21 protein-coding genes are annotated in these 18,529 nt (G+C 66.7%); 10 read left to right on the plus strand and 11 right to left on the minus strand.

Annotated elements, in window-relative coordinates:
* The first annotated feature begins 14 nt into the window (after positions 1 to 14).
* Positions 15 to 1,373: a formimidoylglutamate deiminase gene (locus ABC347_RS10660; protein ID WP_413245706.1), complete on the plus strand. Its 1,359-nt coding sequence runs from the start codon at positions 15 to 17 to the stop codon at positions 1,371 to 1,373.
* Entirely contained in the window at positions 1,370 to 2,035 is a 666-nt protein-coding gene (locus ABC347_RS10665) for a UTRA domain-containing protein (protein WP_413245707.1), read from the plus strand. Before ABC347_RS10660 ends, ABC347_RS10665 begins: the two co-directional genes overlap by 4 nt.
* Before the next feature lie 119 nt (positions 2,036 to 2,154).
* Here ABC347_RS10665 and ABC347_RS10670 read toward each other — a convergent pair whose 3' ends face one another.
* A complete protein-coding gene (locus ABC347_RS10670; protein WP_413245708.1) occupies positions 2,155 to 3,015 on the minus strand; it encodes an acyl-CoA thioesterase in 861 nt (286 codons plus the stop codon).
* A 47-nt stretch (positions 3,016 to 3,062) separates the two neighbouring features.
* Here ABC347_RS10670 and ABC347_RS10675 point away from each other — a divergent pair, with 47 nt between their 5' ends.
* The gene (locus ABC347_RS10675) at positions 3,063 to 3,572 is read left to right on the plus strand and encodes a MaoC/PaaZ C-terminal domain-containing protein (protein ID WP_413245709.1); all 510 of its coding nucleotides are present in this window, start codon (positions 3,063 to 3,065) and stop codon (positions 3,570 to 3,572) included.
* Here ABC347_RS10675 and ABC347_RS10680 read toward each other — a convergent pair.
* The 4 genes from ABC347_RS10680 to ABC347_RS10695 form a co-directional block, all read right to left on the minus strand.
* Positions 3,551 to 4,435 (minus strand): glutathione S-transferase family protein, encoded by an 885-nt coding sequence (locus ABC347_RS10680; protein WP_413245710.1) that lies wholly within the window; start codon positions 4,433 to 4,435, stop codon positions 3,551 to 3,553. The two genes, ABC347_RS10675 and ABC347_RS10680, sit on opposite strands and share 22 nt — an antisense overlap.
* Positions 4,432 to 4,746, minus strand: a complete 315-nt coding sequence (locus ABC347_RS10685; protein ID WP_413245711.1) for a Rieske (2Fe-2S) protein — start codon at positions 4,744 to 4,746, stop codon at positions 4,432 to 4,434. The genes ABC347_RS10680 and ABC347_RS10685 overlap by 4 nt, the downstream gene beginning before the upstream one ends.
* Positions 4,746 to 5,906: an acyl-CoA dehydrogenase family protein gene (locus ABC347_RS10690; protein WP_413245712.1), complete on the minus strand. Its 1,161-nt coding sequence runs from the start codon at positions 5,904 to 5,906 to the stop codon at positions 4,746 to 4,748. Before ABC347_RS10690 ends, ABC347_RS10685 begins: the two co-directional genes overlap by 1 nt.
* Before the next feature lie 83 nt (positions 5,907 to 5,989).
* The gene (locus tag ABC347_RS10695) at positions 5,990 to 7,201 is read right to left on the minus strand and encodes an aromatic ring-hydroxylating oxygenase subunit alpha (protein WP_413245713.1); all 1,212 of its coding nucleotides are present in this window, start codon (positions 7,199 to 7,201) and stop codon (positions 5,990 to 5,992) included.
* Positions 7,202 to 7,287: 86 nt separating this feature from the next.
* On the opposite strand from ABC347_RS10695, the gene ABC347_RS10700 reads away from it, so the two are divergent.
* Both ABC347_RS10700 and ABC347_RS10705 read left to right on the plus strand, forming a co-directional pair.
* Positions 7,288 to 8,097, plus strand: a complete 810-nt coding sequence (locus ABC347_RS10700) for a sugar phosphate isomerase/epimerase family protein (protein ID WP_413245714.1) — start codon at positions 7,288 to 7,290, stop codon at positions 8,095 to 8,097.
* Complete coding sequence (locus tag ABC347_RS10705; protein WP_413245715.1) at positions 8,094 to 8,627, plus strand: VOC family protein; 534 nt, start codon at positions 8,094 to 8,096, stop codon at positions 8,625 to 8,627. Before ABC347_RS10700 ends, ABC347_RS10705 begins: the two co-directional genes overlap by 4 nt.
* Here ABC347_RS10705 and ABC347_RS10710 read toward each other — a convergent pair whose 3' ends face one another.
* From ABC347_RS10710 to ABC347_RS10720, 3 genes are read right to left on the minus strand one after another with little or no spacing between them, the layout of a single operon-like run.
* Positions 8,628 to 9,302, minus strand: a complete 675-nt coding sequence (locus ABC347_RS10710; protein ID WP_413245716.1) for an EthD domain-containing protein — start codon at positions 9,300 to 9,302, stop codon at positions 8,628 to 8,630.
* A 53-nt stretch (positions 9,303 to 9,355) separates the two neighbouring features.
* On the minus strand, positions 9,356 to 9,823 hold the full coding sequence (locus tag ABC347_RS10715) for a VOC family protein (protein WP_413245717.1): 468 nt from the start codon (positions 9,821 to 9,823) through the stop codon (positions 9,356 to 9,358).
* Positions 9,820 to 10,617 (minus strand): SDR family oxidoreductase, encoded by a 798-nt coding sequence (locus ABC347_RS10720; RefSeq protein WP_413245718.1) that lies wholly within the window; start codon positions 10,615 to 10,617, stop codon positions 9,820 to 9,822. Before ABC347_RS10720 ends, ABC347_RS10715 begins: the two co-directional genes overlap by 4 nt.
* A gap of 202 nt (positions 10,618 to 10,819) precedes the next feature.
* Here ABC347_RS10720 and ABC347_RS10725 point away from each other — a divergent pair, with 202 nt between their 5' ends.
* The 5 genes from ABC347_RS10725 to ABC347_RS10745 all read left to right on the plus strand — a co-directional run bounded on the left by ABC347_RS10725 (position 10,820) and on the right by ABC347_RS10745 (position 16,218).
* Positions 10,820 to 11,743, plus strand: coding sequence for an SDR family oxidoreductase (locus ABC347_RS10725; RefSeq protein ID WP_413245719.1), 924 nt, complete (start codon positions 10,820 to 10,822; stop codon positions 11,741 to 11,743).
* 121 nt (positions 11,744 to 11,864) lie between these two features.
* On the plus strand, positions 11,865 to 12,623 hold the full coding sequence (locus ABC347_RS10730) for an SDR family oxidoreductase (RefSeq protein WP_413245720.1): 759 nt from the start codon (positions 11,865 to 11,867) through the stop codon (positions 12,621 to 12,623).
* A 13-nt stretch (positions 12,624 to 12,636) separates the two neighbouring features.
* The gene (locus ABC347_RS10735; RefSeq protein WP_413245721.1) at positions 12,637 to 13,818 is read left to right on the plus strand and encodes an epoxide hydrolase family protein; all 1,182 of its coding nucleotides are present in this window, start codon (positions 12,637 to 12,639) and stop codon (positions 13,816 to 13,818) included.
* A 106-nt stretch (positions 13,819 to 13,924) separates the two neighbouring features.
* Positions 13,925 to 15,871: a PAS domain-containing sensor histidine kinase gene (locus tag ABC347_RS10740; protein ID WP_413245722.1), complete on the plus strand. Its 1,947-nt coding sequence runs from the start codon at positions 13,925 to 13,927 to the stop codon at positions 15,869 to 15,871.
* A complete protein-coding gene (locus tag ABC347_RS10745; RefSeq protein WP_413245723.1) occupies positions 15,871 to 16,218 on the plus strand; it encodes a response regulator in 348 nt (115 codons plus the stop codon). The genes ABC347_RS10740 and ABC347_RS10745 overlap by 1 nt, the downstream gene beginning before the upstream one ends.
* 28 nt (positions 16,219 to 16,246) lie before the next feature.
* On the opposite strand, the gene ABC347_RS10750 is transcribed toward ABC347_RS10745, so the two are convergent.
* The 3 genes from ABC347_RS10750 to ABC347_RS10760 are packed head-to-tail and all read right to left on the minus strand — an operon-like array spanning position 16,247 to position 18,506.
* Entirely contained in the window at positions 16,247 to 17,557 is a 1,311-nt protein-coding gene (locus tag ABC347_RS10750) for an amidohydrolase (protein WP_413245724.1), read from the minus strand.
* Between the two features lies 1 nt (position 17,558).
* Positions 17,559 to 17,813 carry a hypothetical protein gene (locus ABC347_RS10755; RefSeq protein WP_413245725.1) on the minus strand — a complete coding sequence of 85 codons (255 nt, stop codon included), beginning with the start codon at positions 17,811 to 17,813 and terminating at the stop codon, positions 17,559 to 17,561.
* 60 nt (positions 17,814 to 17,873) lie between these two features.
* Positions 17,874 to 18,506, minus strand: a complete 633-nt coding sequence (locus ABC347_RS10760; RefSeq protein WP_413245726.1) for a DUF4893 domain-containing protein — start codon at positions 18,504 to 18,506, stop codon at positions 17,874 to 17,876.
* Positions 18,507 to 18,529 lie beyond the last annotated feature (23 nt).

Genomic DNA, 18,529 nt, shown 5'->3' on the forward strand with positions numbered 1-18,529 from the left:
CAAGGAGATCCTTCGTGGCGGTGACACTCTGGTGCGAGACGGCGATGCTGCAGTCCGGCTGGGTGCAGCATGTGCGCCTGACGATCGACGGCGGTTGGTTCACGGCGATCGAAACAGGCGCCCAGCCCGTATCAGGCGACGTGCGCTGCAGAGTCGCGGTGCCGGGACTGCCGAACCTTCACAGCCATGCCTTCCAGCGCGGGATGGCCGGGCTTGCCGAGACCGCCGGGCCGGGCGAGGACAGCTTTTGGTCGTGGCGGGACACGATGTACCGCTTCGTCGCGCGGATCGGACCGGACGATCTGTTGGCGATCGCCGCGATGGCACAGGTGGAGATGCTAGAGGGCGGCTTCACCCGGGTCGGCGAATTCCACTATCTGCATCACGATTGCGACGGGGGGGCGTTCGACGATCCCGCCGAGATGGCCGCTGCTGTTGCCCGTGCAAGCGGTGAGACCGGGATCGGGCTGACCCTGCTGCCCGTCTTCTACGCTACCGGGGGTTTCGGCGGGGCGGCGACCGGGCCGGGGCAGCGGCGCTTCGTGACCGATCCTGACGGCTATGCCCGTCTGATCGAGGCCAGCCGCATCGCGGTTGGGTCTTTTCCCGATTCGGTCGTGGGAATCGCCCCGCACAGCCTGCGCGCGGTGACGCCCGAAATGCTGGGCGAGATCATGCCGCTGGCTGTAGATGGGCCGATCCATATCCATGCCGCCGAACAGCGCCGCGAAGTCGCCGACTGCCTGGCCTGGAGCGGGCAGCGCCCGGTGGAATGGCTGCTGAACCACGCTCCGGTCGATGCGCGCTGGTGCTTGGTCCACGCAACCCACATGACCGCGGAGGAAACCGGCGCGCTGGCCGCCAGCGGCGCGGTCGCCGGGCTGTGCCCGATCACCGAGGCCAATCTGGGTGACGGCATCTTCCCCGCGGTGGATTATCTTGCGGCGGGCGGCGCGATCGGTGTGGGCAGCGATTCCAACGTGCGGATCGATGCTGCCGAGGAACTCCGCCTGCTGGAATATGGCCAGCGGCTGCGTGACGAGGGCCGCAACCGGCTGGCGGGCGGGGCCGGCCGATCGACCGGGGCACGCCTCTATCGCGCGGCGCTGGCGGGCGGCGCGCAGGCGCTGGGCGTCGATGGCGGCCTGGCAATCGGCGCATCCGCAGATATCGTGACGCTCGACGCCGATCACCCGTCGCTGGTGGCGCGCAGCGGCGATGCGCTGATCGATGGCCTTGTATTCGGCGATGGCCGTGCCGCGATCCACCAAGTGTGGCGACATGGTCGGCTGGTCGTGGACCGGGGCCGCCACGTCGCACGCGACGCGATCGCCGCGCGGTTCGGCACGACCATGCGGCGCCTGTTGGCGTGAGCGCCCCGCTGCACCAGCGGATCCGCGCCAATCTGGAAGAGGCGATTGCATCGGGCGATCTGCCGCCCGGTGCGCGCATCCCGACCGAGCAGGCGCTGATGGCCGACTATAGCTGCGCGCGTATGACGGTCAGCAAGGCGCTCGGCGCGCTGGCGGACGCCGGGCTGATCGAGCGGCGCAAGGGTGCGGGCAGCTTTGTGGCGCAGCGCCGAACTCATGCGCTGATGCTCGCCATTCCCGATCTGGCAGCCGAAATCGCGCGGCGGGGCGAAGCCTATCGCTATCGGCTGACGCGGCGGGTGCGGCGGGGCGGGCAACTGTCGCTGGACGGCGTGCATCTGGCCAACGAACGCCCGTTCGCGATCGAGCGGCGGACGATCGCGCTGGGCGTGGTGCCGGATGCAGCGGCGGTGGATTTCACCGCGCTGGCACCCGGTGCCTGGCTGCTGGCGCATGTGCCGTGGAGCGAGGCGGGGGTGCGGATCTCGGCAGTCGCGGCGAACGCGGCGGAAGCAATGGCGCTGGCCGTCGAGCGCGGTACTGCCTGCCTGGCGATCGATCGCAGCAGCTGGCGCGGGGCGGACCGAGTGACCGAGGTGCGCCAGCTTTTCATCGGGACGGGCTGGGATCTGGTGGCGCGATTCGGCCCGCAACCGCGCTGATCGCGGTCAAAAGCAGCGAAAGCAGCGATTGTGCGCACCCTGCGGAGCGGTTCTCGACAGTTCAAAGAGCCAGGAACCTTTATGGCACAATCTCTGGCTGTAGGACATCATTTTTTGGTTCAGATGCCGGGCGGCAGCCGCACCAGTCCTTCCTGCACCACAGACGCTACCAGCCGGCCGTCCTGCGCGAATACCATGCCGCGGCCGATGGCGCGGGCATGCGCAGTGCGTGGGCTGTCGAGCGCGTAGAGCAGCCATTCGTCCGCCCGGAAGCGATCGTGAAACCAGATCGCATGATCGAGGCTGGCATCCTGCAATTCCGGATCGGACCAGCCGACCCCCATCTGCGCAAGGCCGGTGTGGAGAATGTAGAGATCGGACGCATAGGCCAGCAGCCGCTGATGATGCGCGGGATCGTCGCCGACCGGATCGCGCACCCGCATCCAGAAATGGCGGACCGGCGGCGCATGCGGCGGATCAAAGGTGACGAACGGTTCGACCGCACGATAATCGACCGCGAAGCGACCGAGCCAGAAGGCATGGTGGCGCGGGGAAAGCCTGTCCCCAACCGCACGGATCACTTCGTCCTGCGGGGTCAGAGTTTCCGGCCCCGGCACGTCGGGCATCGCAAACTGGTGCGATTGGCCGCCCTCATCGGCATGAAGCGAGGCGGACAGCGTGAGGATCAGCCGATCCTGCTGGCGCGCTTCCACCCGGCGGGCGGAAAAGCTGCGTCCGTCGCGATCGCGGCTGACCGCGAAATCGATCGGCAGATGCGGATCGCCCGGGCCCACAAAATAGGCGTGTGCGCTGTGCACCAGCCGCGTATCGGGCGATGTCGCCTGCGCGGCCGCCATCGCCTGCGCGAAGACCTGCCCGCCATAGAGCCGCGCCATGCCGCCGCCGACGGGGGCGGCGCGATAGCGATCGGGTGCGATCGTCTCGAAATCGAAGATCGCCGTCACATCCTGGCCGTTCATCGCGCATCCCCGTTGATCGCCGCTGCGCTTCGCGGCAGTGCAGGGCCATGACCGATGCCCCCTTCGTGCCCGCGCGTCCGACCCGCACCCTCGAGGATCTGGTAGTGGGCGAATTCCGCCGATCGCGCGAGCGCACTGTGACCGAGGCCGAAATCCTGGAATTCGCGCGGGCCTACGATCCGCAATGGTTTCACGCCGATGCCGAACTGGCCAAGGGATCGGTGTTCGGCGAGCTGGTGGCCAGCGGCATCCATGTGCTTGCGATCTGGCGGCAGCTGGATCACGAGATCAATTCCGATATCGACTGGGTGTGCGGGATCGGCTGGGACGAGCTGCGGCTGAAGAGCGCGGTCCGCGCGGGCGACACCATCCACGTCACGTCCGAAATCATCAGCCTGACGCCGTCCGCCACGCGCACCGACCGCGGCACCGCGCTGACGCGCTATGCCGTGATCAAGAGCACCGGGGTGGAAGCGGTGACGTTCACGAGCATCAACCTCGTCTACACCCGCACCGGCCGCGATCGCGCGCAAGATCAGGCCGGTTCGACGCGGTAACCGATCGCGGGGAAATGCACCGCGACCACGCCGGCGCGATCGTCGCTGCGGCGGATCACGATGCGATCGTCATCGATCGAGACAAGTTGCCCGGCGACGGCGGTTTCGGGGTGTGCAACCGGGAAGACCGACACCGGCGCGCCATCGCCCGGGGACAGGCCCGCATCGCGTGCGATCGCCAGCGCATCGTCCGCGCCGATCTCGTGGCGCTCGCCGGTGCCGAATGCCGCCAGCCGCGCCTGCCACGCCGCCAGCCGTGGCTTGCCCGTCAGCATCTCGCCCCCGCTCGGCACATGGCCACCCAGCATCCAGATCGGGAAATAGGCACCAATATCGGCCCATTCGGGCGCATCGCCCAGCAGGAAGGCGCGGCCATCCGCCAGCTGCGCTTCGATCAGCGCGATATGGGCCAGCATTTGCTGGCGGAAATGCGCCGCATCCTGCGCGAAATGACCGAAATCGAGATTGGTGAAGTAAAGCGAGCGTTCGGCGATCAGCTCGGCCGGCATCGCAGCTGCGCCCTCATGCATCGCCAGCGCGGCCCCCGGCGGAAACAGCGCATCGTCGCTCCAGTGCTGCAGCCCGAAATTGACGAGCGGGCCCGAGCGCAGCAGCGCGGGTTCGGGAAAGCGGCGCTCTAGTTCGTCTACGATGAGCCGGCTGTCGCAATAGATGTCCGCGCCGATCTGCAGCACCGGCGTGCCGCGATAGCCGCCGGTCAGCGCGGTCAGATCCGGCTTCGGCATGATCATCGGGATCTGAACCGACGCCCAGGCCAGCCTCTTGATGCCGAACGCCAGCCGGATCTTTTCCGCAAACGGCGACGGATCGTGATGATGCAGAATCAGCAGCGGCGCGGTCATCCCGGCAGGGCGGCGTAGACCGCGCCGTCCATCACCGACGTTTCATAGACGGTGATCGGCTTCTTGGTGAGCGTGCCGTTGGGCGTGCCATCGCGCAGGTCGAAGCGGATGCCGTGCAGCGGGCAGAACACATAGGCGCCCTTTACCTTGCCGCCGGCCAGTTCGGCCAGCTGGTGGCTGCACCGATTCTCGACCGCGAACACGCCCGCCGACGAACGGCAGACCAGCACCGACTTGCCGTCGACATCGAACACCTTGCTGCCCGTCTCGGGCAGGTCTTCCAGCGCGGCGATGCGCACGAGGCCCGACATCAGCGGCGCTGATCGAAGCGGCGGCCGAGCATGGCGCCGGCGATGTTGGTCTTCTGGATGTCGATCGCGCCGCCGGCGATGCCCCAGCCCCAGCTGTCGCGCAGCCGGCGTTCCATCGGGAATTCCTTGGAATAGCCATAGGCACCCATCAGCTGCAGCGCATCGCCCGTAACCTCGCGGGCGATGGTGTTGGCGAAGCATTTGCCGACCGAGCTGTCGAGCACCGACGGCAGCCCGTCTTCCGCATTGCTGGCCGCGCGCCAGATCAGCAAGCGGGCGGCTTCCACCTTCATCTGCATTTCGGCGAGCTTGATCTGCACCGCCTGGAATTCGGCGATCGGCTTGCCGAACTGCTTGCGGTCGAGGACATACTCCTTGATGTCCTCAAGCGCGCCGGACGCCTGGCCGAGCGCCATGGTGGCGTTCCCGCAGCGTTCCAGATCGAACGCCTCCATCAGCTTGCGGAAGCCGCCGGCGGGCACGACGATGTTGCCGACCGGCACTTCGCAATCGTCGAAGTTCAGATCCGACGAGGGGATGCCGCGGAAGCCCATCAGATGCTCGTTGGGGCCGAAGCTGAGGCCGGGCGTGTCCTTTTCGACCAGCACCGCGCCGATCGCCTTGGCGCCCGGCTCGTCCGACAGGCGGCAATAGACGAGATAGGATCCGGCATGACCGCCGCCCGAGCACCAGCGCTTGGTGCCGTTCAGCACGACCTTGTCGCCGTTGATCACGCCCTTGGTCTTCAGATCGGTCAGCGCCGAGCCGGCATCGGGTTCGGACATCGAGACGGCAACGACCATCTCGCCCGCGCATACCGCGGGCACGATCCGTTCGGCCAGTTCGCGCGGGGCGAACATCTCGATCGCGCGGACCGGACCGACCGAGGATTCGAAGATCGGGAAGCCGACCGCGGAGGAGATCTTGGCGAATTCCTCCAGCACGATCAGCGCCTCGATATTGCCGAGACCGAGGCCGCCCAGCGATTCGGGCACGTTGATGCCGAGAAAGCCCATCTCGGCATAGCGCTTCACCAGTTCGTGGCTGGGCGGCTTGTTGTCGCGTTCCAGCTCGGCGGCGATCGCCGGAAGCTCGGCCCGCGCGAATTCGCGGGCGGCGGACTGCAGCTCGAGCTGGTCCGGCGTCAGTCTGAAGTCCATGCCTCTCCCTCGAATATATCCGGGTGCAACTTAAATATAAGAAATGCCGCTATCGATGTCCGGCGCGGCGCGCAACCGCCGGATCAGCGATCCACCCAGTCACCCAGCACCTGCTCGACCGCCGCCTCGGGCGGCACGCGGTTTAGCCCGATCCGGCGATCCAGCTCCTCGTGCCAATGATAGATGCGGCGCTCCTGATAGTTGAGCGGCATGCCCTTGAAGCCCGGGCTTTCCAGCGATTCCTGGATTTGCGGCGCATATTGCAGATCCTCGTACAGGATCCGTTCCCAGTTGTTCAGCCGCGCTTCCCAGCGGTCGGACGGGTTCTCGGGATCATAATCGGGCGCGATCCAGCTGGAGACCACGCGGCACTTGGTGTCGCCCAGCGGCCAGAACTGCAGGATCGGCACGCCGGTATCCGATGCCGGCATCACGAAGTTTGGATAGATCTGGTAGCTGACATTGTTCTTGGCCGAGAGCTCCTCGACCGTCGGGATCACCGGCATGCCGATCGTGCCCGGATCCCTCCAGTCCGGCCGGCTGTTCGGCGTGATCATGCGGCTATGGCCCTTGTCCCACAGCGTCACGATCATGCCGCGATGATCCAGGAAGCGATCGACCGTGTGCTGGTGGATCGACTTGATGTGATAGACTTCGAGGAAGGCGTCGAGCAGCACCTTCACGTTGCAGTCGACATCATAGCTGCGCGAATCGACCAGCCGCAGCGTATCGAAGCGGTACTGCTCCAACTCGTGCGCCAGCGGCTTGATATGCTCCTCGAAGGATTCGGCCTCCGGATCCTCGTTGATGAAGATCAGGTTGCCCAGCATCCCGACCTGCACCGACACCAGCGAACGGCACGAGAAGTCGAGATCGACGAAATCGCGCTTGTCGCGGACCGCGGTCAGCTTGCCTTCGAGCGTGTAGCTCCAGCCATGATAGCCGCACACGAAGCCGCGTGCTTCGCCCTTGTCTTCCGCCACCAGCGGCGCGCCGCGATGCTGGCAGGTGTTGTAGAAGGCGCGGACCTCGCCCTTCAGATCGCGGACGATCAGGATCGGCGATCCGGTGTTGCGGGTGAGGAACCAGCTGCCGGGGTTGGGCAACTGATCGACATGGCCGGCATAGAGCCAGGCGCGCTTCCACATCCGCTCACGTTCCAGCGCCAGGAATTCCTTGTCGACATAGCGCTTGCCGGGGATGTCGGGCAGTTTGGGGAAGCCTTCGGGCGGGCCTTTGCGACCCCGCTCGAAATCCATCATCTCGCGCGCTTGATCAGCCTTCAGGACGTTCATGCTTCCTATCCCGATCTGTGGTTGACTCGCCATAGCACAGCCGCCCATAAAAACAATCATGAATGACTTTTTGTCGAACTGAGTTCATGCCGCGCCTCCTGTCGCTGCATCCGCTGAATGCGCTGGACGCTGCGCCGATCGACATGGTGAGGATTGCGGGGCGGGTCGGCGCGGATCGGGTGTGCCTGTTCACGCATGTGCCGGGCGAGGCGCGCGCGCTCTATCCCTTCGTTGCACCAGCGGATGTGCCCGCGATTCGCGATGCGTTGGGCGAGGCGGGGGTCGCGCTCTCCAATCTCGAAGTCTTCCCGCTGGATCGCGACGGCGAACTCGATCGATTCCGCGAGGGGCTGGAAACGGGTGCGGCACTGGGCGCTACCAAGGCCACCGCGCATATCCATGAAGCGACCTTCCAGCAGGGGGTGGATCGCTTCGCCGCCTTCGCCGAGCTGGCCGAAAGCCATGGCATCACCGCGGGCCTGGAATTCTATCATTTTGCGGGGGTGTGCGACATCGTGACCGCCGAGCGCACGGTGCGCGCGGCCGGCCGCGGATCGCTGGTGCTGGATGTGCTGCACCTGATTCGCGGCGGTCATGGCGCCAGGGAAGCGGCGGCCGCCGCCGATCTGGTGGGCTATGCGCAGCTGAGTGACGGGCCGCTGGCGGCGCCCGAGGATCGCTGGCACGAATGCGTGGTCGAGCGGGACCTGCCGGGGGAAGGCGAATTCCCGATGGCCGAAATCCTGCGCTCGCTGGGAGACGATGTGGTGTTCGAAGTGGAAGTGCCGCAGACCGCCGCACGCGAGGCGGGCGTGGATGCAGAAGGCCGCGCACGGCGATCGATCGAAGCGGCGCGGCGCACGCTGGCAGCGGTGCCCTGGGGTGCACAGCCATGATCCCGCCAACGGATGCGCGCCCCGATATCCTGCAATATGCCTGGGTGGTCCCCAAGCTGGAGGAGGCGATCCAACACTGGCATCGGCTGCTGGGAATCGGCCCGTTCCTCGTCAACCGCGAGATCCGGCTGGGATCGCCGCGCCATCGCGGGCAGCCGAGCGCGACCCGCTTCTCGACTGCGGTCGCGCAACATGGCAGCGCGCAGATCGAGCTGATCGAGCAACATGACGACGGCCCGTCCGCCTATCGTGATCTGGTGCCGGCGGGACAGACCGGCTTTCACCACGTCGCGATCATCCCGGCCGACTATGATGCGGTGCTGGCGCGCTATCTTGCGGATGGCTTTGCGGTGGCGGCCGATGGCGTGTTCGGCGATCTGCGCTTCGCCTATGTCGATACCAGCCCGGCGATCGGCGGCATGACCGAACTGCTGGAGGACAAGCCTGCGATCCGTGCCTTCTTCGGCGCGATCCGCAAGGCGGCCGAACGTTGGGACGGCGATCCGAAGGGGCTGATCCGCGAGCTCTGATCAGAGCGTGCGATAGGCCCAGAAGATCGAGCGATCATGGTCGATGAAGTTGCGCTCGTCGGCCAGGGCCTCCTCGGCGACCTCGGGCCGCGACAATTGGCGCACGAATGCATCGACATCGGGGAAGTGGACCTCGACGATGCCGTCGAGTGTGGAAGGCGCGACGCCTGCGGCAGCCGCCAGGACTTCGGTCGCGGCGGGCAGCGTGTGGAGCTGGTGATAGGTGTAGGGCGGGATCAGCCGCCGCCCGAGCTGAGCGTGGCGATTGAGCCAGTAATCCTGGAATTCGGCGAGCGAGAGCCGTTCCAGCCGGCGCAGGCCGAACATCAGCCGCACTGTATCGTCCCCCGGCAGGATCGCGTGGCGGGTGGTGGCCAGCAGCGACGAGCGCTGCGGGTCGATCATGGCGGACAGTCGGGCGATCGTGGCGCCCAACCCGTCAGCCAGCTCGGCTTCGGTCCCTCGAATGGTCAGGATCGCATCCGGCAGCGCGCCTTCCGACACCGTGACATGCGCGAGCGCTGGCAAGGTCGAGGGCGGCAGGATCGTCGCCAACCCAGCGCCGGGCCAATCTGCGGCGGCATCGCGCAATGCCTGCTCGATCGCAGGTGCGTCCGACCCGGCGCGCGCCGTGCCGAGAATCAGGACGTCGATCTCGCCATCGGTTGCGCTCATCGCGTGCTTCTCCATTGAACTGATGCGTCAGGCCGACGCGGAGCGGACGCCCCCTACAGCGCCACCGCGCGCTCGAAGGCGTACATCGCGCTCGGCTCGACGATCTGAAGCAGCTCGACGATGTTGCCGTCGCAATCCTTGCCATAGGTGGCACGGGTCGCGGCGCTGCCGCCTGGCGGGCAGTGGAATTCCATGCCCAGCCCCTTCAGCCGCTCATAATCGGCGAACACGTCGTCGGTGTAGAGGCACAGGTGGATGAGGCCGTGGTCGCACATCCGCGGATGCACCGCATGGCCCTCGGGTGCGCTGTACTGGAACACCTCGATGTAGAGATTGCCCAGCCGGATCATCTCGTAGCGGGCGGAGCTGTCCTTCAGCCCGACCATCGTGTCGATCCGGTCGTTGCCCTTGTCCCAGCCGCCGCCGCCGCAGCGCTCGAACCCGAACCAGCGCTGGTAATGATCGACGAACCGCTCGAGATCGGGTGTCGAGACGGCGAGGTGGTGGACCCCCCGGATCATGACGGCTGCGCCGCGCGCGCGGCCTTCACTGCCGCCACGATCTCGGCATTGCGCGGATTGCGGCGCAGCGTGACGCCGCCGTTCACCTGCAGCACCTGGCCGGTCATGAAGCATGTGTCGGACGCCAGCCACACCGCCGCCTCGGCGATGTCGTCGCTCGTGCCGACCCGGCCGAGCGGATATTCCTTGGCGAAGCTCTCGATGATCGCCTGATTCTTGGCGGCCTTCGCCGTCATCGGCGTGGCGGTGAAGCCGGGGGCGATCGAATTGGCGCGGATGCCGCGATGGCCGAATTCGTTCGCGACGCAGCGGATGACGTGATCGGTCGCCGCCTTGGTGCCCATATAGGCGGCGTGATCCTCCAGCATGATCGATGCCGTGGCGGACGAGATCTGGATCAGCGAGCCGCCGTCGCGCATCGCGCGGAGCATCGCCTGGTAGAACAGGATCGCGCCGGTGAACTGCAGCGCGGTGATCCGCTCGATCTCTTCCTTGGTCGTCTCGAGGAACGGCTTGAGCAGACCCCAGCCGGTGGCGTTCAGTGCGATATCGAGCCCGCCGAAACGCTCGATGGCGGCATCGGCCAGCCGCTTCAGATCGGCTTCATTCGTGATGTCGCAGGCGACACCCAGGCCGCCAATCTCCTCCGCCAGCACCGCCAAGGCATCGCCATCGCGCCCGGCAACGACGACCTTCGCCCCTTCCGCGGCGAAGCGTCGGGCGATCACCTGGCCCATATTGTCCCGGCCGGCCGCTCCGATCACGACTGCAACCTTGCCTTCCAAGCCCGGCATCCTCGTCTCCCCATCTTCTTGCTTGCATCAAAAACAATCATGACTGATTTTTCAAGCGCTGCCTATCGCGATGCCGTAGCGAGTCTTGGCGAAGGGTAGCGCCGAAAAAAGACATATCTGTTTGTTTTGAGAAATCGCGCTGCTACGCTCGGTGCGGATTGAGGGAGGATCGGATGGCAACTGACCGGCACGGACCGCGGGCATGGACGCTCGCCGAATGAACGCGCCGACATCCCATGTCCGCCCCGATCCCAACGATCCCACCCGGCCCCGCCGCGGCGTGACCGAGGAGGAACTGGTCACCCGCCCGACCGTCTATCGGGACGATCTGCTGGCAGGCAAGACGGTGCTGATCACCGGCGGTGGCAGCGGCATGGGCAAGGCGACCGCGATGCTGGCGTCGAGACTGGGTGCGAATGTCGCGATCTCCGGTCGCAAACAGGAAAAGCTGGATGCCACCCAGGCGCTGATCAAGGCCGCCACCGGCCGCGACATCCTGACCCAATCGATGACGATCCGCGAGCCGGAACAGGTCGAGGCGCTGCTGGATGCCACGATCGAACGGTTCGGCGCGATCGACACGATCGTGAACAATGCCGGCGGCCAGTTTCCGCAGGATGCGATCGATTTCAGCCGCAAGGGCTGGCTGGCGGTGATCGACACCAACCTGAACGGTACCTGGTGGATGATGCAGGAAGCCGCCAAGCGCTGGCGCGACGCGGGCAAGCCCGGCAACATCATCAACATGGTCGCCAATGTGGAGCGCGGCATGCCGCAGGCGGCGCACACCTGCGCGGCCCGCGCGGGCGTGATCTATCTTTCGAAGACGCTGGCGACCGAGTGGGCGCCGTTCAACATCCGCGTCAACTGCATCGGCCCGGGCGTGATCGAAACCGAGGGGTTCGCGGTCTATCCGGAAGAGGCGCTGGTCCGCTTCCACAAGGCCAACCCGATGAAGAAGCGCGGCGATGCCTGGGACGTGGCGGAGATGATCGCCTATCTGGCGTCCGATGCGGCCGACTTCGTGAATGGCGACCTGATCATCCTGGATGGTGGTCAGGCGCAGTGGGGCGTGGTGTGGCCGGGCGGAATGCCGGACTATTTCAACGAAGGCGGCGCGGCCTGACACGACCCCCCGCGATGCCGGACCGGTTTCGGCATCCATCCTGTCACAGCGACCGGCCGCATATCGGCGTGGCGTACCCTGACACAGGTTCAGGGGGACAAAACGAATGAGGAGAGACTTGATGGGACGCGTCGAAGGCAAGATCGCCCTGGTCACGGGCGGCGGATCGGGGCTCGGTGCGGCCGACTGCGCGGTGCTGGCGCGCGAGGGCGCAACCGTGATCGTGACCGACCTACGGCTGGATGCCGCGCAGGCGGTGGCGGACCGGATCGGCAACGGCGCGATCGCCTTCGAGCAGGACGTGGCCGACGAGGCGCGCTGGGTAAGCCTGATGGAGGAGATTGACGGCCGGTTCGGACGGCTCGACATCCTCGTCAACAATGCCGGCATCGTGCAGATGGCCGATTGCGAAGATGTGACGCTCGAACAGTTCCGCCGCGTCAACGCGATCATGAACGAAGGCGTGTTTCTGGGCTGCAAATATGCGCTGCCGCTGCTGAAGAAATCGAAGGGCGCATCGATCATCAACATGTCGTCGGTAGGCGCGCTGCTCGGCTATCCGATCTTCTTCGCCTATTCCGCCGCCAAGGGCGCGGTGCGATCGATGACCAAGTCGATCGCGGTGATGTGCCAGGAAAAGGGGTATCCAATCCGCTGCAATTCGGTGCACCCCGGTTCGATCGAGACGCCGATGGTGCAGGAAGCCTCCGGCCGGGTCGGTCAGGCGCAGGACATTCCGACCGGCGTGCTGCCGTTCGGTACCAACGGCGCGCCGGAGGATGTGGCGACCATGGTCCTCTACCTCGCCTCCGACGAATCGCGGTTCGTGACCGGCGCGGAACTGGTGATCGACAATGCGGTGACGATCCGCGCCTTCTGACAGGAGTCGAACCATGACGGTCGAGACGTTCGAGGTCGGTTTCCCGCAAGAGAGGCTGGACGACCTGTTCGATCGCCTTGCTCGCACGCGGCTGGCGCCCGATTACGCCAACGAAGACTGGTCGTACGGCACCGAGCGCGGCTGGCTGGCGGACATGCTCGATTACTGGCGTACGGGTTACGACTGGCCGGCCGAGCTCGCGAAGATCAACGCCTTCACCCATCATCGTACCACGATCGATGGCGTGCCGATCCATTTCATCCGCGAGCCCGGGCGCGGGCCGAAGCCGATGCCGCTGATCCTGTCGCATGGCTGGCCCTGGACTTTCTGGGATCTCCACCGCGTGATCGGCCCGCTGGCCGATCCGGCCGCGCATGGCGGCGATCCGGCCGACGCGTTCGAGGTGATCGTGCCGTCGATGCCGGGTTTCGGCCTGTCGACTCCGCTGACGAAGACCGGCGTCAATTTCTGGACGACCGCGGACCTGTGGCACCGGCTGATGACCGAGACGCTCGGGTTCGAGAGATATGCGGCGCAGGGTGGTGACTGGGGGGCACTGACCACCACCCAGCTCGGCCACAAATATGCCGATGCGCTCTATGGCATCCACATCTCCACGGTCGCGCCGCTGACCTTGTTCAACCATGAGCGACCATGGGACGTGACCGGCGGCATGCTGGCGCCCGCAGGCCTGGACGCGGATGAGCGCGCGGCCTTCCTGGCGTGGCAGCAGCGGATCGCATCGCATGTCTGCGTGCAGGTGCTGGATCCGCAGACGCTGTCATACGGCATGCACGATTCGCCCGCCGCGCTGCTGGCCTGGCTGATGGAGCGGCGGCGCAGTTGGGGCGATTGCCGCGACGGGCTGGACGAAGCGTTCGGCCGCGATTTTCTGCTGACGACGACGATGCTCTACTGGCTGACCGACAGTTTCGTGACTTCGACCCGCTTCTATGCGGAGGCGGCGCGCAACCTGTGGCAGCCGTCGCATGATCGCACCCCGCTGGTCGCGGCGCCGAGCGGGATCAGCCATTTCTCCGCCGACGGCACGGTCGGCCTGGGCACGGGACTGGAAACGCAATTCAATCTCGTGCTGGACCGCCATCATGATCGTGGCGGCCATTTCGCGCCTGCCGAGGTGCCCGAGACCATCGTTACCGACATCCGCGACATGTTCAGGCCATTGCGCGACTGATCCGGGCTATGCATTGCTCTGCCTGAGGATGGCGGTCACGACGCTCGCGCGGTCGCCGCGGGGCGTATAGAGACAAGCGCCCGGCTACGGAGAGTGACGCGACACCATGCCTGAATTCCGTTCGTTGCTGGCACTTGGCGGGGAGATGGGCGAACGGATCCGGCTGTTTGACTGGACCAGCAACCCGTTGGGGCCGCCATCCGGCTGGCCGCAATCGTTGCGGTCGGCGCTGAGCATCTGCCTGACGTCGTCGATGCCGACCTCGATCTACTGGGGTCGTGAGTTCCGGCTGCTCTATAACGACGCATGGCGCTTCATCCCCGGCCCGCGCCACCCTTCGGCACTGGGCGCTGCCGGGGCCGAGGTCTGGTCCGACATCTGGGAGATCGTCGGTCCGCAGCTGGAACAGGTCGTGACGTCGGGTCGCGGCTTCGTCACGCGGGATCAGATGCTGCCGATGACGCGCTTCGGGGAGCCCGAGGAGACCTACTGGGATTACAGCTTCACGCCGATTGCAGGCGAGGACGGCCGCGTGGTGGGTGTGCTCAACCAAGGGCTGGAGACGACCGAGCGGGTCGGCCATGCGCGTCGCACCGCGCTGCTGCTGGCGCTGAACGAGTCGCTGCGCCCGCTGGATAACGCATCCGAGATGATCGCAATCGCTACCCGGCTGCTGGGTGAGCATCTGGGCGTCGGCCGGGTCGGCTATGGCGAAGTCGATCCCGCGCATGAAAAGCTGCAGCTGGAGCGCGCCTGGACCGACGGCACGATGACCGACATCGCCGGCACCTATACGCTCGATAATTTCGGCAAGGCGCTGCACGACCGGCTTTGCGCCGGTGTCGCCTACGCAGTGGACGATCGCGATCGCGATCCGCGGTTGACCGAGGTCGATCGCCGCCGCTACGCCGCGATCGGGGCCGGCGCGGTGCTGGTGAGCCCGGTGGTGCGCCACGGCCGCTATATCGGGCTGATGTTCGCGCATGACACGCACCCCCGCCGCTGGACCGCCGAGCAGCAGGCCGCCACCGCCGCGGTGGCCGAGACGCTGTATCAGGAAATCGCCCGGATGCGCGCCGAGACCGCGCTGCGCGATAGCGAGGGGCGTTATCGCCTGATCTTCGAACAGGCGCACGACATCGTCTTCACCGCCGATCTGGAACAGCGCATCACTGCCGCCAACCCCGCCGCCGCCGCCGCGCTGGCCACCACCAGCGAGCAGCTGATCGGTCGATCGATCGCCGAATTCATCTCGTCCGAGGATTTCGAGCGGACGAGCACCATGCTGCGAGAGAAGCTGCGCGCTGGCGGCACGACCCGTTACGAAGTGAAGGTAATCAGCCCTTCGGGCCTGCTCGACTGGGAGATCAATTCCACGCTGGCGATCAATCGCGATGGGCAGGCGACCGGCCTCCATGCGATCGCGCGCGACATCACCGAGCGCCGCGCATTCGAGGATCGCCAGCAGCTGCTGATCAACGAGCTCAACCACCGGGTGAAGAATACGCTGGCGCTGGTGCAGGGGCTGGCGCTGCAAAGCTTCCGGGGCGATCGCGACCGGACCGAGAGCCAGGCCGCGTTCCAGGCGCGATTGGCGACGCTGGCCGCCGCGCACGATCTGCTCACGCGCGAGCGCTGGGAAGGTGCGACGCTGGGCCAGCTGGTGCGCGATGCCACGCGCGCGCATGTCGAGGAAGGGGAGCGATTGGTGATCGACGGGCCGGAAGTGCTGCTGAACCCGCGCGCGGCGATCTCACTCGTGCTGGCGTTGCACGAATTGGGCACCAACGCCGCCAAATATGGCGCGCTTTCGGTGCCGTCGGGACAGGTGTCGATCGATTGGGCGGTCGTCGACGGCAGGCTGCGGATCGACTGGCGCGAGACCGGCGGGCCGCGCGTATCGGCCCCCGAACGGCGCGGCTTCGGCCTCAGGATGATCGAACGCGCGCTGGGCACCGATCTGAACGGCACCGTCTCAGTTGCGTTCGATCCCGGCGGGCTGCACTGCACGATCGATGCCCCCGCCCCCGCCGATGCCAGGATCGCGGCCTGATGCGCCGGATCCTCCTCGTCGAAGACGAAGCCATCATCGCGATGACGACCGAGGATATGCTCGACGAGCTCGGCTATGAGAAGATCGTGACAGCGGCCAGCGTGGCGCAGGCGCTGGCGGCGATCGCCGATACGCAGTTCGATGCGGCGCTGCTGGACGTGAACCTGGATGGCGAGTTCAGCACGCCGGTAGCCGCCGCGCTCGATGCGCAACGCGTGCCCTATGCGCTGGCGACCGGCTATGGATCGGCCGCACCTGGCATCGTCTCCTCGAACGCGCCGGTGATTACCAAACCCTATACCGCTGCCACCTTGGCGGCGACCATCGCGGGACTGCTGAAAGGCTGAGCGCCGGCGCGGGGCGCACTGCCGTCGCTCAGCGCTTGGCCAGCAGGTGCAGCGCGGCGCTCGTCATCGCCTCCACTGCCCCGGCAATGGTCGGTTCGGGATCGGGGGCCCAGAACGGGCTGTGGAGCGAGGGCAGCTTCGATGCGTCGCCCCTGGCGGCATCCCACTTGGCGCGCGGAACGCCGCCGACCCGGAACAGCACGCTCTGCGCGCCGTCACGCTCGATCCGGTACTGGCCGAAATCCTCGCCGATCATCTCGGGGCGGATGCCGTGCACCCTGGCCTTGCCGAAACGCGCCTCGAACAGCCTTGCGAGATCGGCGGTCAGCGGATCGGTGTTGAAGGTGGCGTTGGTGGGCTTCTGGTCGACCGTCATCACGGGCATCTTGTCATCGGGCATGCCGGCAGCGATCGCCTCGCCGCGCGCGATCCGGATGATGCCGTCGAGCAGCGTCTTGCGCACTTCGGGCGTATAGCTGCGCACGGTGATCTGCAGCTTCACCTCGTCGGGCACGATATTGTGCTTGGTGCCGCCGTTGATCGACCCCACGGTGACGACGCCGCTTTCCTGCGGATCGATCTCGCGCGAGACCAGCGTCTGCAGCGCGGTCACGATCCGTGCGGCCAGCACCACCGGATCGCGGGTCTGCTGCGGCACCGCGCCGTGCCCGCCGACGCCCTTGACCAGCAGATCCACCGTATCGACGGTGGCCATCACATAGCCCGGCGCGATCCCGATCTCTCCGGCCGGCAGCGAGGCCGAATCGTGGAAGCCGACGATGAACTGCGGCGCGGGAAAGCGCGTGAACAGCCCATCCGCGATCATCGCGCGGGCGCCCTTGCCCACTTCCTCGGCCGGCTGCGCGATCATCACCAGCGTGCCCGACCAATCGGCCTTGACCGCCGCCATCCGCCGAAGTGTTCCGACCCAGGCGGTCATGTGGATATCATGGCCGCAGGCGTGCATCACCGGCGTTTCGGTGCCGTCGGGCAGCTTGCCGCGCGCCTTGCTGGCGAACGGCAGGCCGGTCTGTTCGGGCACCGGCAGCGCATCCATGTCGGTGCGCATCAGCAGCACTGGGCCGGGACCGTTCCTGAGCACCGCGACCACGCCGGTGCCGCCGACCCCGGTGGTGACGGCATAGCCTGCCTTGCGCGCCTCCGCAGCCATTACCGCTGCAGTCTTCGTTTCCTGGAAACTCAGCTCGGGCGCGGCATGAAGCTGGCGATAGAGCGTTGCGAGCGACGGCAGATCGGCGCGGACAGCATCGGCCAGCGGATCGGCATGCGCGATCGAAGGGGCTGCGGCGAGCGCCGCGAGGATCAACAGGCGGAACATGTCAGATACTGGCGAAGCGCACGCAGCGCTGGCGGCGGACCGGCGCATCATCGCGGCGAACCTTGGGCGGCTGCACGCGGCCGGCGCGCGGACGCGCCTGGGTTTGCAAACGCGCGTCGAACGCCATCAGCAGCACCTGCGGCGTGCAGTTGACGGCAGCACTGGCACCGCGGCGGCGCAGATCGTCTCCCGGATCGGCCGCTGCGACAGCCGGGATCGCGGCCAGCGCCAGCATTGGGATAACCCACATCGTCATGCCACGCCCTTCCTGCCGAGCCTGCGAGATTAACCCGTTGCAGCGTCCGAGGAAAGGGGATCAGGCCGGCACCAGTTCGACGACGTCGAGCAGTGATTCCCAGCGCGGCCGCGGCAACACAAGCCGCCAGCGCTGCGGCCCGACGCGTTCCAGCGCGCCGGCCATGTCGCGTTCCGGATCGCGGCCATAATCGAGCGCCATGCGCTCATCGCCCAGCATCATCGTGCCCAGGAAGATCATGCGCTGCGAATCGGCAGGGAACAGCAGGCCGACCGGGCGCTGGGAGCCGTCGACCTTGGTCAGGCTCAATATGTCGCCTTCCATCGCGACCCGGCACCGGAACGGCGGATAGGCGACATAATCGAGCCCGCCCGGCGCCTGCGCGCCGACCTTGATTACGCGGCAGCGATAATCACCCGGCGCAGGCGCCGGATCGGCCAGCGCAGCATCGGGTTGCAGCAGTACGCCCTGCGCCGCGATCTGCGCGCCCTTGCCGCCGGCACGCGCCTTGGCCAGCGCCTGCATCCAGGTCTCGCGCCAGTTGCGCAGACGGGTGCGATCCGCCGCGGTGGCGATGGTGCGCCACGACGGTGAAGCCGTCGGCGCCGCGGGGGCGGCCATCTCCGCACGGCCGCCGCATCCGGACAGCAGCGCCGCGCCGGCAATCGCCAGCATCAATCCTGTTGCATTCACGCGACCACTCCCTGCGAAGAGGC

It is taken from the genome of Sphingomonas canaveralia (assembly GCF_047238125.1).
GTDB lineage: Bacteria > Pseudomonadota > Alphaproteobacteria > Sphingomonadales > Sphingomonadaceae > JBDFMH01.

Excerpts from the sequence above, each read along its gene's own strand:
- ABC347_RS10695 (WP_413245713.1), bottom strand. The coding sequence starts at position 7,201 with ATGAACGTCCTGAAGGCTGATCAAGCGCGCGAGATGATGGATTTCGAG.
- ABC347_RS10705 (WP_413245715.1), top strand. The coding sequence starts at position 8,094 with ATGATCCCGCCAACGGATGCGCGCCCCGATATCCTGCAATATGCCTGG.
- ABC347_RS10710 (WP_413245716.1), bottom strand. The coding sequence starts at position 9,302 with ATGAGCGCAACCGATGGCGAGATCGACGTCCTGATTCTCGGCACGGCG.
- ABC347_RS10715 (WP_413245717.1), bottom strand. The coding sequence starts at position 9,823 with ATGATCCGGGGGGTCCACCACCTCGCCGTCTCGACACCCGATCTCGAG.
- ABC347_RS10750 (WP_413245724.1), bottom strand. The coding sequence starts at position 17,557 with ATGTTCCGCCTGTTGATCCTCGCGGCGCTCGCCGCAGCCCCTTCGATC.
- ABC347_RS10675 (WP_413245709.1), top strand. The coding sequence starts at position 3,063 with ATGACCGATGCCCCCTTCGTGCCCGCGCGTCCGACCCGCACCCTCGAG.
- ABC347_RS10745 (WP_413245723.1), top strand. The coding sequence starts at position 15,871 with ATGCGCCGGATCCTCCTCGTCGAAGACGAAGCCATCATCGCGATGACG.
- ABC347_RS10740 (WP_413245722.1), top strand. The coding sequence starts at position 13,925 with ATGCCTGAATTCCGTTCGTTGCTGGCACTTGGCGGGGAGATGGGCGAA.
- ABC347_RS10685 (WP_413245711.1), bottom strand. The coding sequence starts at position 4,746 with ATGTCGGGCCTCGTGCGCATCGCCGCGCTGGAAGACCTGCCCGAGACG.
- ABC347_RS10725 (WP_413245719.1), top strand. The coding sequence starts at position 10,820 with ATGGACGCTCGCCGAATGAACGCGCCGACATCCCATGTCCGCCCCGAT.
- ABC347_RS10730 (WP_413245720.1), top strand. The coding sequence starts at position 11,865 with ATGGGACGCGTCGAAGGCAAGATCGCCCTGGTCACGGGCGGCGGATCG.
- ABC347_RS10700 (WP_413245714.1), top strand. The coding sequence starts at position 7,288 with ATGCCGCGCCTCCTGTCGCTGCATCCGCTGAATGCGCTGGACGCTGCG.
- ABC347_RS10690 (WP_413245712.1), bottom strand. The coding sequence starts at position 5,906 with ATGGACTTCAGACTGACGCCGGACCAGCTCGAGCTGCAGTCCGCCGCC.
- ABC347_RS10755 (WP_413245725.1), bottom strand. The coding sequence starts at position 17,813 with ATGACGATGTGGGTTATCCCAATGCTGGCGCTGGCCGCGATCCCGGCT.
- ABC347_RS10680 (WP_413245710.1), bottom strand. The coding sequence starts at position 4,435 with ATGACCGCGCCGCTGCTGATTCTGCATCATCACGATCCGTCGCCGTTT.
- ABC347_RS10735 (WP_413245721.1), top strand. The coding sequence starts at position 12,637 with ATGACGGTCGAGACGTTCGAGGTCGGTTTCCCGCAAGAGAGGCTGGAC.
- ABC347_RS10720 (WP_413245718.1), bottom strand. The coding sequence starts at position 10,617 with ATGCCGGGCTTGGAAGGCAAGGTTGCAGTCGTGATCGGAGCGGCCGGC.
- ABC347_RS10670 (WP_413245708.1), bottom strand. The coding sequence starts at position 3,015 with ATGAACGGCCAGGATGTGACGGCGATCTTCGATTTCGAGACGATCGCA.